Origin of the sequence: Aerosticca soli (assembly GCF_003967035.1) — a bacterium.
Classification (GTDB): Bacteria; Pseudomonadota; Gammaproteobacteria; order Xanthomonadales; family Rhodanobacteraceae; genus Aerosticca; species Aerosticca soli.
This window is the reverse complement of record NZ_AP018560.1, coordinates 1,302,086-1,316,041: the sequence shown is the minus strand read 5'-3', so window position 1 is coordinate 1,316,041 and position 13,956 is coordinate 1,302,086. Positions and strand designations below refer to the sequence as shown.

Sequence of the window (13,956 nt, the reverse complement as noted above, 5' to 3'; positions counted from 1 at the left end):
TCGCTATCCCGGAGTCGCACGATGAGAAATCTCGGTCAACTGATGCAGCAGGCCCAGCGCATGCAGGAGGAAATGCAGCGCGCGCAAGCCGAACTGGCCAGTCTGGAAGTCACCGGCAGTGCCGGCGGCGGCCTCGCCAGCGTGGTCATGACCGGTGCGCACGAGGTCAGGCGGGTGACCATCGACCGCAAACTGCTGGCCGAGGATCCCGACATGGTCGAGGATCTGCTCGCCGCCGCCTTCAACGACGCGGTCAACAAGGTGGCCGAGGCGAGCCGCGCCAGACTCGGCAACGTCACCGCCGGCCTCAACCTGCCGCCCGGCTTCAAGATGCCGTTCTGACAAGCTTTCCCAGGACGCGATTCATTCAACGCCCCGCCCGGGGCAGTCTGCCCGGGCAGACATCCGCCAAGGACGGCAAGCTCTTTTGGATAACTGGCGTGATGCGGCGTGTACCGCGCCACCGTGATCCCCAAAAAACCCAAGGACGGGGTTTTTCAGCCGCTCCCGGGCAGGCTTTCGTGGCATCACGCAAAGCGCGTAGCCGAATCCTGATCCTTTTCCCGATGCCCCGCCTCCCATGACCGGCTCGCCCCTGCTCAACGAACTCATCGAAGCCCTGCGTTGCCTGCCCGGGGTCGGCAGCAAGAGCGCGCAGCGGATGGCCTTCCATCTGCTCGAGCGCGACCGCGAACGCGGCCTGCGGCTGGCCGGCGCGTTGGAGGAGGCGCTGCGGCGCGTCGGCCATTGCACGCGCTGCCGCAATTTCAGCGAGACGCCGGTGTGCGCACTGTGCGCCAGCACCAGCCGCGACCGTCACGTGCTGTGCGTGGTCGAATCGGCAGCCGATCTCACGGCGATCGAGCAGGCCACCGGCTACCGCGGCCAGTATTTCGTCCTGCTCGGGCGGCTCTCGCCGCTCGACGGCCTGGGGCCGCAGGAACTGGGTCTGAGCTTGCTCGCCGAGCGGCTGGCCGAAGGCGAGATCGAGGAGATGATCATCGCCACCAATCCCACCGTAGAGGGCGAGGCCACCGCGCATTATCTGGCCGAGCTCGCCCGCGCCGGCGGCGTGCGGCCGACCCGGCTCGCGCACGGCGTACCGCTGGGCGGCGAGCTGGAATACGTCGACCGCGGCACGCTGGCCCACGCCTTCGGCAGCCGCCAGCTGCTCGGCTGACGTTTCAGGCCTCGCGCGCCCGGCCGTCAGGGCGGCGGCGTGCTCATCGGTCGTCGCGGCGCATCGCCGCTCGCCACGGCGCGCAGTGCCTCGAGCGCTTGCTGGCGCGCGGCTGCGGATTCGCGGGCCAGTTGCCCGGCGGCGGCATAGAAATCCGGCCAGTGCCGTCCGCAGCGCACGAACAGCGCGGCGAAGGCCCCCTTCCAGCGGTCGTACAGGCCGAACGGCACCAGCCGGGCATTGTTGATCGGCGCGGCGACCCAGGCATCGTAACGATGATCGCCACCCCACTCGCGGTCGCGCCAGCGCGCATAACGGGCACGAAAGGCTGCGATCTCGGCCGCCTTGGCCGCAGCCAGTTCGGCCTCGCTACCACCGCGCGCATAGGCCGCACGCAGCCGCTCGCGCAGATCAAGGACCAGGGCGGCGAAGGCGTCCTGCATCGCCCGGGCTCGCTCGTCCGGCGGCGGCAGCCCGCGCGCGGCATGCCAGGCGCGCAACCCTTCCTCCTCGACGAAACTGGCGAAGGATTCATTGAAGGCGGTGTCATCCTTCACATACAGCCGCTGATGGGCGAGCTCGTGGAAGATGGTGCCGGCGAGCTCGTCATCGTCCCAGCGCAGCATGCTGGAAAGAATCGGGTCGGCGAACCAACCCAAAGTCGAATAGGCCGACACGCCGTCGATCCACACGTCGTCCCCCTGCCGCCGCCAGCGTGACGTCCAGTCCTGCGCATAAGCCGGGTCGAAGAAACCGCGGTAGGCGACGCAACCGGCAATGGGAAAACAGTTGAGTCGCGGCTCCACCGCATAAGGCGGCGTGACGAACACGTTCCACACCACGTACGGTCGGTGGAGCTCGACATAGCTGGTGTAGCTGGCGTTGTCGGGCAGTGCGAGCGCGGCCGAGGCGAACCGTCGCGCAGCCAGCGCCAGGGCAAGCCGTCGCGCCAGCTCGGGGTCGGTATGCGGATCGGCGATCACCCGCTCGATGGGCCGGCGATGCAGGACCAACCCGGCCTGTCCGCGCGCCACATGGGCGAAGTAGCGCAGGTCCGAGCAGGCCGGAAGCAGCGCCATCATCAGCGCGGCCAGCGCGATCCTCGACCATCGCCCTGCCCGATGCGCCCGCACGCGCCGATCCTCACCAACGCGGCCGGGCCAGCTCGCCGATGAAGTGCGCCAGCGCCGGCGGATAGACCAGCACGGTGCACAGGACCCCGTAAGCCGCGCCCCACAGATGCGCGCTGTGGTTGACGTCGTCCTGCCCGCTGCGATCCATGTACAGCGAATAGACCACGTACAGCGCGGCGTAGAGGATCGCCGGCATCGGGATCACGAACACGATGATCCGCGTCCACGGCGCGAGCAGGATGAAACCGAACAGCACCGCGGACACCGCGCCGGAGGCGCCGAGGCTGCGATACCCCGCATTGTCACGGTTGCGCAGGTAGCTCGGCAGGATCGACACCACCAGGCCGCCGAGATAGAACAGCAGAAAACCCAGCGCACCCAGCCGCATCGCGTAGAAGCGCTCCATCACCCGGCCGAAGAAAAACAAGGTGAGCATGTTGAAGAGGAGGTGCCCCAGATCGGCGTGCACCAGACCGTAGGTCACCAGCCGGTGATATTCGCGATGCCGCTTGATCGCCGGCGGCCACAGGATCAGGTCATCCAGCAGCCGCCTGTTGTTGAAGGCGATGAAGGAAACGATCGAGGTCACGGCGATGATGGCCAGGGTAATCATCCGGCTTCCCTTGAACGAATGGCGTTGGGCGAACCGCGCATCTTGATGGCAAGCGGCGGGGCTTGTCGATGGCAGGACCGGCCGACCTTGCGGGTACCATGAGCCGGTCTTTTCCTGCTGCGAGTCGACCCATGGCTGCGGATCGCTACCTGCATCTGGACGTCTTTCCGGCCTCGCCCGGCGGTGGCAACCATCTGGGCGTGGTGGTCGATGCACGCCACTGGAGCGATCGGCGCATGCAAAGCTTTGCCCGCTGGATCGGGCTAGTGGAGACCGTCTTCCTGCTGCCGCCGCGGGACCCGCGCGCCAGTTACCGAGTGCGCATCTTCACCCCGGAGCGGGAAATCCCCTTTGCCGGGCACCCGACCATCGGCAGCGCCCATGCGGTGCTCAGCTGCGGGCTGGCCGAGCCGGTCGACGGCAAGTTGTGGCAGGAATGCGGTGCGGGCGTGCTGCCGCTGCGCATCGAAGGGCACGGCGAGCAGCGGCTCTTGTTCTTCGGAGCCCCGCCGGTACGCATACTGCGTCAGGGCAGCGGTGCCCATCCGCTGCTGGCCGCCGCCCTGCGCGGGCTGGAAAGCGGCGCACTGCCGCCGGTGCTGATCGAGGGCGGACGGCGCTGGTGGCTGGCCGAGGCGGTGGACGAAGCCAGCCTGCGCACCTGGCAGCCCGACCACGCCGCGATCGCCGCCCTGGCCCGCGCCACCGACAGCATGGGCCTGTGCGTCTTCGCACGCAGCACGCGGCCCGACTACCAGCTGGCGACGCGCGCCTTCCCGGCCGGCGCCGGCATCGTCGAGGATCCGGCCTCTGGCGCAGCCAACGGCCTGCTCGGCGCCTACATCGCGCTCACCGGCCCTGACGGTGCGCTGGCGCGCGGCTATGCGGTGAGCCAGGGCCGCGAGATGGGCCACGACGCACGGCTGCACGTACGCATCGAGGACGGCCGGATCTGGGTCGGCGGCAGTGCGCGCACCGTGATCGACGGCACCCTGGACTGGCCGTGAACGGCGCCCTTGCTTCAGCTCTGCCCGGCGACGATGTTCACGCTGAAGGCGATGATGAAGGCGCTGAAGAAGAACGCGATCACGCTGTGCAGGAGCACGATGCGGCGCAGGTAACTGCTGGTCACGTCGACGTCGGAGACCTGGAAGGTCATGCCGATGCAGAAGGCGAAATAGGCGAAATCCCAGTAGTCCGGGCGCTCGGTCTTCGGAAAGGCGAGCCCGCGGTGTTCCTCGCCATAGTCGCCGTAGTAGCCGTGCGCGTAGTGCAGGGTGAACATCGTATGGATGTAGAGCCAGGCGAGCAGGATGCTCAGGATGGCGCCGGCGATCGACGGCAGGCCGCCGGAGCGGCCCTTCTGTATCTCGGCGGCAAGCGCCACCAGGATCACTCCGCTCAGCACCACGCTGCTCCAGAGCAGGCCCCAGCGTCCGCTGGCCTGTGCCAGGGCGTGGTCGCGCAGATGCGCGGGCGTGGCCCGGTTGAAGATGCGCGGCAGGCTGCCGAGAAAGACCAGGGCACCGAGATCAAAGCCGTACAGCACCGCGCTGATCGGATGCACGCCGAAGCCAAACAGCAGTGCGGCGGTGCATACGAAAGTGGCGGCGGCCACGCTGAGCTGCGGGCGCCCGCGGAACACGCGCCAGCCGTGCGAGCGTTCTCGTTGCCGGGATGACATGTGGCAGGCTCCTGTGCGTCCTTCGCGTGGGTGCAGGGTTCAACGCAGGCCTTCGGCTTCCTGCGGGTGGCGTTTCAGCCAGGCTTCGGCATACGAGCAGGCCGGCACCACTTTCCAGCCCCGTGCCCGCGCCGTCGTCACCGCGGCGCGCACCAGCTCGCCGGCGATGCCGCGACCGCCTACCGCCGCCGGCACGCCGGTGTGGGTGATCGTCATGACCCCGTCTTGCAGCGTGTAGTCGAGCTCGCAGGTGACGGCATCCACTTCGACGGTGAAGCGCCGCCGCGTTTCGTCGTGCTTGATGTCCAGGGCCATCGAACCGTTCCCCTTTTGCGTTGCAATGTGCGCAGGAGGATAACCCGCCGGCGTGTCTTCGCATCGTCTGCATGTTTTCTCGGCGATGCTTTCCGGCACGTCGATTCCACGCCTGAGGATCAAGACCATGAAACGTTCCGCCTCTGCCGTATGGAAAGGTGGCCTCAAGGATGGCCACGGCTCGGTCAGCACCGAGACGGGGGTGCTGCGTGAAGCCGGCTACGGCTTCAACTCCCGCTTCGAGAGCGGCCCGGGCACCAATCCGGAGGAACTCCTGGGCGCGGCGCATGCCGGCTGCTTCAGCATGGCGCTGGCCCTTGCGCTGGAACAGGCCGGACACAAGGCCGAGCGCATCGAGACCCGCGCCGCGGTGAGCCTGGACAAGGACGGCGATGGCTTTGCCATCAGCGCGATCGCCCTCACCTGCCGTGCCCGCGTACCCGGTTTGAGCGCGGACCAGTTCAAGGAACTGGCCGAGGCGACCAAGACGGGCTGCCCGGTATCCAAGGCACTGCGGCCGCCGATCAGCCTGGATGCGGCGCTGGAGTAAGCCGGTGGCGGCGCGCCTGGCCTGCAAAGGCGGCACGGCATGGCGTCGGTGAGGCCCCGGCGCTGGCCACGCTGGATCATGCGCATCGCGCTGGCACTGCTGGCGCTGATGCTGCTGGTGGTCGTCGCCGTCGCGTTGTTCGACTGGAACCGCCTGCGTCCCTTCATCGACGACAAGGTCAGCCAGGCGCTGGGCCGGCCATTCACCATCACCGGCGATCTCACCGTCGACTGGAGCCGCGAACGCGAGGCCGGCGGGCTGGCCGCCTGGGTGCCGTGGCCGACCTTCACCGCCCGTGACATCCGCATCGGCAACCCCGACTGGGCAAAAAGGGCGCAATTCGCCCAGCTGGAGGCGGTGCGCTTCCGGCTGGCGCTGCTGCCGCTGCTTGCCCACCGCATCGTGGTGCCGCTGGTGGAGCTGCAGCGGCCAGCGGTAGACCTGGAACGCGACGCCCAGGGCCGCGCCAGCTGGGATTTCGCGCTGGCGGATGATGGCCAACCCTCGGCCTGGAAGCTCAAGCTCGATCGCCTCGGTTTCGATCGCGGCACGCTGCACGTGGATGATGCCCTGGGCCGCATCGTCCTCGACATCGAGGTGCAGCCGCTATCTGGGCCGATTCCCTATGATCGGCTGGTCGCCCAGGCCAGCGAGGAGGCCCGCGCCGATGCGAGCGCGGCGGTAGGTGCCGACGCGCGCCGCGCCATGGCCGGCAAGGCGCCACGCGACGAGCACATCGGTCAGCCGCAGGCGGGCCTCACCTACCGGTTCGCCTGGCATGCCCACGGCACCTATCATGGCACGCCGGCGCAAGGCAGCGGCCGGATCGGCGGACTGATCGCCCTGCGTGATCCGCATGCGCCGTTCCCGCTGCAGGCGCGGGTGCACATCGGCGACAGCCGCATCGCCCTGGTCGGCACGCTCACCGACCCCCTGCACCTGGCCGCGCTGGACCTGCGTGTGTGGTTCGCCGGATCGAGCATGGCCAGGCTCTATGCCATCACCGGCGTCACCCTGCCCGACACGCCACCATTCGCCACCGAGGGACACCTCGTCGCGCAGTTGCGGCGCGGCGGCAGCCATTACGCCTACCACGACTTCCGCGGCCGGGTGGGCGGCAGCGACCTCGCCGGCGATCTGGATTACGACACCGGCGGCACGCGGCCCAGGCTGAGCGGCACGCTGCACTCGCAGGTGCTGCGCATGGCCGATCTGGCGCCGCTGGTCGGTGTCAAGGCCAGTCCATCGAAGGATGCTTCGGATGAGACGATCACCCCGCAGCCGGCCGACAAGGTGCTGCCGGTCGAGCCCTTCCGCACCGATCGCTGGCAGGCCATGGACGCGGACGTGCGCTACCGCAGCGCGCACCTGCTGCACGACGACGACGCATTTCCCCTCGACTCGCTCGATACTCACCTCACGATGCGAAGCGGCGTGCTGACGCTGGACCCGCTAGAGGCCGGCCTGGCCGACGGCACCGTCCAGGGCCAGCTGCGTCTGGACGGCAGCCGGGAGCCGATGCAGGGCTCACTCGATCTCACCGCGCGTCATCTCAAGCTCAAGCGCCTGTTTCCGGGCTTCGCGCCGATGCAGACCAGTCTCGGCGAGATCAATGGCCAGGCCGTGCTCCGGGCGAGCGGCAATTCGGTAGCGACCCTGCTCGGCAGTGCCGACGGCGCGGTCCAGATGGTGATGAACGACGGCGCCATCAGCCGCAACCTGCTCGAGATGGCCGGACTCAACGTCGGCAACATCATTCTCGGCAAGCTGTTCGGCGACCGCACGGTGAAGATCCGCTGCGCGGCGACCGATCTGGAGGCACGGCGTGGCCTTTTCACCACGCGCCTGTTCGTGTTCGATACGGAGGATGCGCTGATCGAGGTCGAAGGCAGCGTGGATTTCGCCAGCGAGCGGCTGAATCTCGACATCTACCCACACACCAAGGGCATGCGCGTGCTCTCGCTGCGCTCGCCGCTGTATGCCCGCGGCACGTTCAAGCATCCGGACGTCGGCGTGCACAGCAGTCCACTGCTGGCCCGCGGTGCCGGCGCCGCCGCCCTGGGCGCGGCCGTGGCGCCGGCGGCCGCCCTGCTCGCCCTCATTGCCCCCAGCCATGGCGAAGAAGAGGACGCCTGCCGCGACGTCCTTAAGCTGCGCCGCCCCGCTTCCCTCTGAAAAAAGCCTCGCGGCGCGTGGCCACGTGGCACGACGTCCATGTCCAGCGAAGCGCGACTGCTGCCGCCTTCAGGCCGGCTGAACCTCGACCGCCGTTTCACCCAGCAGCGCATCCAGCGGCAGCGGCTTGCCGATCGCGTAGCCCTGCGCGTAATCGACGCCCAGCGCCCGCAGGGCCTCGACGTGCGCCTGGGTCTCGGCGAACTCGCCGATGGTGCGCTGACCCATCACATGGCCGATGCGGTTGATCGCATCGACCATCGCCGCGCTGGAGCGGTCGTCCAGCATGTCGCGCACGAAGCTGCCGTCGATCTTGAGATAGTCCACGCGCAGCTGCTTGAGATAGCCGAACGAGGCCATGCCCGCACCGAAGTCGTCCAGAGCGAAGCGGCAGCCCATGCCGCGCAACTGCTCGATCAGACGCACGGCGTTGGAAAGATGCGCGATCGCGCTGGTCTCGGTGATCTCGAAGCAGAGCTGGCGCGGATCGAGACGATGGCGCTCGATCTGCACGGTGAGGAAATCGAGCAGGTCCTCGTTGCCGAGGCTGTTGCCGGAAAGGTTGATCGCGCACACGTGCAGGGGCGGCAGATCGCGCCTGGCCGAACGCTCGGCCAGCACCGCAAAAACCTGCTGCACCGTCCAGCGGTCGATCTCGGACATGAGTCCGTACATCTCCGCCGCCGGCACGAAATGGCTGGGCTCGATGATCTGGCCGTTTTCGCCGCGCAGACGCAGCAGCACCTCCAGATGCAGGCCGGGCGAGGCGCCGCGCAGCGGCACGATCGGCTGGCCATACAGGCAGAAGCGCTGTTCCTCCAGCGCCTTGCGCAGGCGCTGCACCCAGTGCATGTAGCCCATGCGCTGCTTAAGGTCGGCATCGTCGGGCTGGTACAGATAAACGGTATTGCGTCCGCGCTCCTTGGCGCGATAGCAGGCGATGTCGGCCACCCGCAGCACTTCCTGCACGTTGCCCGGCGCCGGGCCGAGCTCGACCAGGCCGATGCTCAGGGTGGTGCCGAGCAACTCACCCTGCCAGGCCACCCGCGCGTGCGCGGCGCTCTCGCGCAGCTGCTCGGCCAGCCGGCTGGCGGCGAGCGGCACACAGTCGAGCAAAAGCACGCCGAACTCGTCGCCACCCAGCCGGGCCAGCACGTCATCGGCGTGCAGGTGGGCACGCATCAGGCCGGCGATGTGACGCAGCAGCGCGTCGCCCGCTTCGTGGCCGCGGGTGTCATTGATCACCTTGAACTGGTCGAGGTCGATGTACAGCATCGCCCCGGGGCCACGCACCGCCGCCGGCTCGGCGAGCCAGGACTCGAGCCGCCGTTCGAATTCGCGGCGATTGGCCAGCCCCGTCATCGCGTCGTGGCTGGCCTGCCAGGCCAGCTGCTCGACGTAGTTCCGCTCTCCGGTGACATCGCGCAGCACCAGCACCGCACCCGCGGCCTGCCCCTGCCGGTACAGCGGCGACATCGCCAGGCGCACGATGCGCCGTTCCGCGCCGGCGACGAGATGCCAGGTCCGCAGGTCATCGGCCGGCAGCGTGGCTTGCCTGATCTCGTCGAACAGCGCGGCGACTTGCCCCGGCGGATGGACCGCCTGATCCAGTGGCAGCAGGGTCTCGAGCGCCCCGGAAAAGGCCGCTGTGCGGCCCAGCAGGCGGATCGCCGCCGGATTGGCATAGACCACGTCGCCCTGCGGGTCGAGCGTGAGCACGCCATCGCCGATCGCCGCCAGGGTGGTTTCGGCGGCCTCCTTCTCGCCGGCCAGCTCGCCTTCCACCCAGGCCTGGCGGCGCAACAGACGATCGGCGTGGCGGATCGCAAAGACGACGATGCCGGCCACCAGCAGCAGGTTGGCCAGGAACAGCAGGGAGACGATCCCGCTCGCGCTCTTTCCGAGCGCCTCGCGAAAGGCATGGATGCCGGGCAGCATGGCCTCGTTCAAGGCGCCGATGCGGCTACGCCAGGCTTCGATGGTGCGCTCATCCGGAGGCGGCCCCTGATGGCGGCGCGCGGCGATCTCCGCGGCCAGCGCCCCGACCTGGTCGAGATAGTGATCACCGATCTCCCACTGCCGGATCGGCTCCTGCACCATCGGGAAACGCCGGAAATGGCGCAATAGCCAGAAGATGGCGGCGAAATCCGCCGGGTGATTGTCGCCCTCGAGATAGCGCCGGCGTATGTACGCCACGTCGGGATGCGCCTCGTCCAATGCCTGGCGCGCATCGCGCACGGCCAGCGGTAGGCGGATGTTCCTGCGGTAGGCGGCCAGGTCCTCCTCGCGCCCGTAGGCGGCGTAGCGGTCCAGGTGATAGAGCGCGTCCTTCTGGCCGATCACCCACGGTACTTCACCCGAGGTCAGCGCACGCACCGCCGAGAGCACGTAGATGCTGAGGCAGGCCAGCGCCGCCTGCACGAAGACCATCAGCAGGAAAGGCCAGACCATGCGCAGCGCCGCGCCGATGCGCCGAATGCCTTTCCGGACTGGCATAGCCGTGGGCATCATCCTGTGGCAGGCAAAAACCTGAGTGGGTGGCATGGAATCGGTGGCGAACGCTCCAGTGCACCGACGTTTCATCAGAAGACCATATCGGCAGAGCTGGCGACATCTAAAATGGTCACCCACCTTCAAGACGCATGTCCGATGCACGCCCACGGCAAGGCCCGCCTCAAGATCCATTTCTGCGTGCTGCTGTGGGGCTTCACCGCCATCCTCGGCAAGCTGATCACGCTGCCCGCGCTCGGACTGGTGTGGTGGCGCATGCTGCTGGTCAGCGCCGCCCTGCTGCTGTTGCCCGGCGTGCGCCGCGCCCTGGCGGCGATGCCGCCGCGCCGGCGCCTGGCCTATGCCGGCGTCGGCGTGCTGGTGGCGCTGCACTGGCTCACCTTCTATGCCGCGATCAAGCTGGCCAATGCCTCGGTGGGCGCCACCTGCATCGCGCTCGGGCCGGTGTTCCTGGCCTTCGTCGAACCGTGGATCGCGCGCCGTCCCTTCGATCCGCGCGAGCTGTTGCTCGGGGTGGCGGTGGTGCCCGGCGTGGCGCTGGTCGCCGGCGGCGTGCCGCACGGCATGTGGCCGGGCATCGCGGTCGGCACGCTCTCGGCGCTGCTGGTCGCGCTGTTCGGCGCCTGCAACAAGCGGCTGGCCGAGCATGGCGATGCGCTCGCGGTCACCTGCCTGGAACTCGGCGCCGGCATGGTCTTTCTCACTCTGCTCGCACCCGCATGGCCGGGCGGCTTCGCCACGCTCACGCCGCCCGGACGCCACGACGCGCTGCTGCTGCTCGTGCTCGCCTTCGGCTGTACGCTGCTGCCGTTCGCACTGGCGCTCTCGGCGCTGCGCCAGGTCAGTGCCTTCGCCATGCAGATGGCGACCAATCTCGAGCCGGTGTACGCGATCGTGCTCGCCGTGCTGTTGCTCGGCGAGCAGCGCGAACTCGACCTGCGCTTCTATCTCGGCGTGGCGGTGATCCTGGCGGCGGTGTTCGCCCATCCGCTGCTGCACCGTGAACGCCACCCTCCGGAACACGCCGAGCTGCTCGGTACCGCCGAGAACCGCGGCGTGACCGACTGAAGGCGGCGATGCTCAGAACCAGAACCGCAGACCGGCGACCCAGGCGAATTCGCGCGCGGGTTCCCGTCGCCAGGGCACGTCGAAACGACCCAGACGCCGACGCCAGTCGATGCCGAGATAAGGGGCCAAGCGCCGGCTGAACTCGTAGCGCAGGCGCAGACCGGCCTCGGCATCGCTCAGACCTGCGCGGACGCCGCGTGCCGGATCGCGCTTGCCGTAGGCGTCGAGTTCCAGTTGCGGGCGCAGGATCCAGCGCTGCGTCAAGTTCAGCTCATATGCCGCCTCCAGGCGCGCGGCCGTGCGTTCCTGCGTGCCGGCATACAGCGTGGCCGCAAGCTCGAACCAGTAGGGCGCAAGGCCTTCGATGCCGACGGCAACCCAGCGCCGCGAAGGGCCGGCGCCGTGATCGACGCGCAGGCCGAGCTGCGCATCCCAGAACGCAGCGACGGCATGGCTCCAGGCCAGCTCGCTGCGCGCCTCGCGCAGTCCGTCCGCGCCGCGCTCGCCCTCGCTCTTGAACCAGGCCCTGTCGAGATCCCGGCCCCACCAGGCCTCGGCCTGCCAGGCGGCGCCATCCTCGCCGCGCGTGGCCTGGCGATATTCGAGCCGCTGCACCAGCAGCGTCGCGCGCGCGGCATCGTCGTGCATCTGCATCATCGACATCGTCGCCGTGACGGCACGCGCGGGCGGCGCCGGCGGCACGTGGTCATTCGGCGGACGATCGCGGTCCGTCATCTGCGGCGTACTGGCCGGCGCATTCTGCTCCGCATCCATGTGCGACTGGTCCGAAGACGCCCGCTGGTGTGCGCCGGCGTGGTCCGGCGCCATCGGCATCGTGTCCGGCAGGGGCGGCGTCCGTTCCGGTGCCTCGCGCGGCACGACAGGCGGTGGCTGTTCCTGCGCGAACGCGCCAGCGGCGAATACCCATAACGACGTCAGGACGAGGCGGGCGGCAATGCGCGGCCTCATGCCACCACCAGCTCGCGGAACATGCCCGCCTCCATGTGGTAGAGCAGATGGCAGTGGTAGGCCCAGCGCCCCAACGCGTCGGCGCAAATGCGGTAGCTCAACTGCTGGGCCGGCTGCACGCTCAAGGTGTGCTTGCGCAGCTGGAACCGGCCGTCCTCGTCCTCGAGCTCGCTCCACATGCCATGCAGGTGGATCGGGTGGGTCATCATGGTGTCGTTGATCAGGGTGATGCGCACCTGCTCACCCTGGGCCAGCCGCAAGGGCGGCGCCCTGGAAAACCGCGTGGCGTCAAACGACCACAGATAGCGGTGCATGTTGCCGGTGAGACGCAGGGTCAGCTCGCGGTCCACGCGCGGCGCGATCGGCGCATCGAGCGTGCGCAAGTCGGCATAGGTCAGCACGCGCCGGCCGTTGTCGCGCAGGCCCACGCCCGGATCGTCGAGGTTGGTGCGCGGCTGCGCCACGCGCATGTCCGCCTCGGGCCCGGTGGCGAGCACCGGCGCAGCCGACGCTGCGCCGTCGTGGGCATGGTCCATCGCCATGCCGGCGTGATCCATTCCGCCGCCTGCATCGGCGGACATCGGCGCAGACGCCATGTCCATCGCATCGGCCATGGCCATCGCCCCCATCATGTCGATCATCGCCAGACGCGGGCGCGGATCGAGCGCCGGCACCGGCGCGCGCAGGCCGGGGTGCGGCGTCAGCGTGCCGCAGGCGTAACCACTGCGGTCCATGCTCTGCGCGAAGATCGTCCAGGCGCGGTCGGCCGCCGGCTGCACGATCACGTCCAGCGTTTCGGCGACGCCGAGCCGGCATTCCTCCACGCTGACCGGTTCCACGTCCTGGCCGTCGGCGGCGACCACGGTCATCGTGAGGCCCGGGATACGCACGTCGAAGAACGTCATCGACGAACCGTTGATGAAGCGCAGCCGCACCCGCTCGCCGGCGGCGAACAGGCCGGACCAGGGCGCTGCCGGCGGGCTGCCGTTCAGCAGATAGGTGTAGGTCATCGCCGAGACGTCGGCGAGGTCGCTCGGATCCATGCGCATGCGCTGCCACATGCGCCGCTCCCCGAGCGCCGCGGCCAGCCCCCTGGTCCGCGCATCGCGCAGGAACTCGCCCGCCGTCGGCCGCGCGGTGTTGTAGTAGTCCGATTGTTGCTTGAGGTTGGCGTAGATGCGCTCGGGATCCTCGTCGGTCCAGTCGCTGAGCAGCACCACGTAGTCGCGGTCGGCCGCATGCCGCTCGCCGCCGCGCGGCTCGATCACGATGGGGCCGTACAGGCCGGTCTGCTCCTGGAAACGCGAATGGCTGTGATACCAGTAGGTGCCCGCCTGGTTCACCGCGAAGCGATACACGTAGGCGCCGCCCGGAGGGATGCCGGCGAAGCTCAGGCCCGGCACGCCGTCCATGTCCGCGGGCAGCACGATGCCGTGCCAGTGGATCGAGCTGGTCATCGGCAACGCGTTGCGCACGCACAACGTCACCGTGTCGCCCTGCCGCCAGCGCAGGAGCGGCGCGGGCAGCTGGCCGTTGACCACGGTGGCGCGCCGGCGGCGGCCGGTGAAGTCGACGGCCAGCTCGCCGATGGTGAGGTCGAACGTCGTGCCGCGAAGCTCCGTGCGCGGCGCGCCCAGCACCTGCGCCCGCCCCGGCGTCCAGCCGAGCCCGGCGGCCACGCCACCCAGCGCCAGTCCCTGCACGAAACGCCGGCGCGACAGCGGCATGCCGCGGGCCCTTTCAGTCTTCATCCTTTCG

General features: G+C 69.0%; 13 protein-coding genes. 6 read left to right on the top strand and 7 right to left on the bottom strand.

Going from position 1 to position 13,956, the window contains the following annotated elements:
- Positions 1-21 precede the first annotated feature (21 nt).
- Both ALSL_RS06155 and recR read left to right on the top strand, forming a co-directional pair.
- A complete protein-coding gene (locus tag ALSL_RS06155) occupies positions 22-342 on the top strand; it encodes a YbaB/EbfC family nucleoid-associated protein (RefSeq protein ID WP_126537443.1) in 321 nt (106 codons plus the stop codon).
- 238 nt (positions 343-580) lie between these two features.
- Complete coding sequence (gene recR / locus ALSL_RS06150; RefSeq protein ID WP_126537441.1) at positions 581-1,180, top strand: recombination mediator RecR; 600 nt, start codon at positions 581-583, stop codon at positions 1,178-1,180.
- A gap of 26 nt (positions 1,181-1,206) precedes the next feature.
- On the opposite strand, the gene ALSL_RS06145 is transcribed toward recR, so the two are convergent.
- Both ALSL_RS06145 and ALSL_RS06140 read right to left on the bottom strand, forming a co-directional pair.
- On the bottom strand, positions 1,207-2,313 hold the full coding sequence (locus ALSL_RS06145) for an aminopeptidase (RefSeq protein ID WP_331457743.1): 1,107 nt from the start codon (positions 2,311-2,313) through the stop codon (positions 1,207-1,209).
- 10 nt (positions 2,314-2,323) lie between these two features.
- Entirely contained in the window at positions 2,324-2,926 is a 603-nt protein-coding gene (locus tag ALSL_RS06140; RefSeq protein ID WP_126537439.1) for a rhomboid family intramembrane serine protease, read from the bottom strand.
- Between the two features lie 131 nt (positions 2,927-3,057).
- Between ALSL_RS06140 and ALSL_RS06135 the strand changes: the two genes are divergently transcribed.
- Positions 3,058-3,933: a PhzF family phenazine biosynthesis protein gene (locus ALSL_RS06135; RefSeq protein ID WP_126537437.1), complete on the top strand. Its 876-nt coding sequence runs from the start codon at positions 3,058-3,060 to the stop codon at positions 3,931-3,933.
- A 14-nt stretch (positions 3,934-3,947) separates the two neighbouring features.
- On the opposite strand, the gene ALSL_RS06130 is transcribed toward ALSL_RS06135, so the two are convergent.
- Both ALSL_RS06130 and ALSL_RS06125 read right to left on the bottom strand, forming a co-directional pair.
- Entirely contained in the window at positions 3,948-4,610 is a 663-nt protein-coding gene (locus ALSL_RS06130; RefSeq protein ID WP_126537435.1) for a DUF1345 domain-containing protein, read from the bottom strand.
- Positions 4,611-4,649: 39 nt separating this feature from the next.
- A complete protein-coding gene (locus ALSL_RS06125; protein WP_126540067.1) occupies positions 4,650-4,925 on the bottom strand; it encodes a GNAT family N-acetyltransferase in 276 nt (91 codons plus the stop codon).
- A 127-nt stretch (positions 4,926-5,052) separates the two neighbouring features.
- Here ALSL_RS06125 and ALSL_RS06120 point away from each other — a divergent pair, with 127 nt between their 5' ends.
- Together ALSL_RS06120 and ALSL_RS06115 are read left to right on the top strand one after the other, a co-directional pair.
- Entirely contained in the window at positions 5,053-5,475 is a 423-nt protein-coding gene (locus ALSL_RS06120) for an OsmC family protein (protein ID WP_126537433.1), read from the top strand.
- A 78-nt stretch (positions 5,476-5,553) separates the two neighbouring features.
- Positions 5,554-7,650: an AsmA family protein gene (locus tag ALSL_RS06115; RefSeq protein ID WP_126537431.1), complete on the top strand. Its 2,097-nt coding sequence runs from the start codon at positions 5,554-5,556 to the stop codon at positions 7,648-7,650.
- Between the two features lie 69 nt (positions 7,651-7,719).
- Here ALSL_RS06115 and ALSL_RS06110 read toward each other — a convergent pair whose 3' ends face one another.
- Positions 7,720-10,101, bottom strand: a complete 2,382-nt coding sequence (locus ALSL_RS06110; protein ID WP_161970934.1) for a putative bifunctional diguanylate cyclase/phosphodiesterase — start codon at positions 10,099-10,101, stop codon at positions 7,720-7,722.
- A gap of 198 nt (positions 10,102-10,299) precedes the next feature.
- Between ALSL_RS06110 and ALSL_RS06105 the strand changes: the two genes are divergently transcribed.
- Complete coding sequence (locus ALSL_RS06105; RefSeq protein ID WP_126537427.1) at positions 10,300-11,229, top strand: DMT family transporter; 930 nt, start codon at positions 10,300-10,302, stop codon at positions 11,227-11,229.
- A gap of 12 nt (positions 11,230-11,241) precedes the next feature.
- Here ALSL_RS06105 and ALSL_RS06100 read toward each other — a convergent pair whose 3' ends face one another.
- The gene (locus ALSL_RS06100; protein WP_126537425.1) at positions 11,242-12,198 is read right to left on the bottom strand and encodes a copper resistance protein B; all 957 of its coding nucleotides are present in this window, start codon (positions 12,196-12,198) and stop codon (positions 11,242-11,244) included.
- Complete coding sequence (locus ALSL_RS06095; RefSeq protein WP_126537423.1) at positions 12,195-13,949, bottom strand: copper resistance system multicopper oxidase; 1,755 nt, start codon at positions 13,947-13,949, stop codon at positions 12,195-12,197. The genes ALSL_RS06100 and ALSL_RS06095 overlap by 4 nt, the downstream gene beginning before the upstream one ends.
- Between the last annotated feature and the right edge of the window lie 7 nt (positions 13,950-13,956).

Bases quoted from the DNA above. Each gene is read 5' to 3' on its own strand.
- ALSL_RS06110 (WP_161970934.1), bottom strand. From the start codon at position 10,101: ATGGTCTGGCCTTTCCTGCTGATGGTCTTCGTGCAGGCGGCGCTGGCC.
- ALSL_RS06135 (WP_126537437.1), top strand. From the start codon at position 3,058: ATGGCTGCGGATCGCTACCTGCATCTGGACGTCTTTCCGGCCTCGCCC.
- ALSL_RS06140 (WP_126537439.1), bottom strand. From the start codon at position 2,926: ATGATTACCCTGGCCATCATCGCCGTGACCTCGATCGTTTCCTTCATC.
- ALSL_RS06120 (WP_126537433.1), top strand. From the start codon at position 5,053: ATGAAACGTTCCGCCTCTGCCGTATGGAAAGGTGGCCTCAAGGATGGC.
- ALSL_RS06115 (WP_126537431.1), top strand. From the start codon at position 5,554: ATGCGCATCGCGCTGGCACTGCTGGCGCTGATGCTGCTGGTGGTCGTC.
- ALSL_RS06095 (WP_126537423.1), bottom strand. From the start codon at position 13,949: ATGAAGACTGAAAGGGCCCGCGGCATGCCGCTGTCGCGCCGGCGTTTC.
- ALSL_RS06105 (WP_126537427.1), top strand. From the start codon at position 10,300: ATGCACGCCCACGGCAAGGCCCGCCTCAAGATCCATTTCTGCGTGCTG.
- ALSL_RS06100 (WP_126537425.1), bottom strand. From the start codon at position 12,198: ATGAGGCCGCGCATTGCCGCCCGCCTCGTCCTGACGTCGTTATGGGTA.
- ALSL_RS06130 (WP_126537435.1), bottom strand. From the start codon at position 4,610: ATGTCATCCCGGCAACGAGAACGCTCGCACGGCTGGCGCGTGTTCCGC.
- recR (WP_126537441.1), top strand. From the start codon at position 581: ATGACCGGCTCGCCCCTGCTCAACGAACTCATCGAAGCCCTGCGTTGC.
- ALSL_RS06125 (WP_126540067.1), bottom strand. From the start codon at position 4,925: ATGGCCCTGGACATCAAGCACGACGAAACGCGGCGGCGCTTCACCGTC.
- ALSL_RS06155 (WP_126537443.1), top strand. From the start codon at position 22: ATGAGAAATCTCGGTCAACTGATGCAGCAGGCCCAGCGCATGCAGGAG.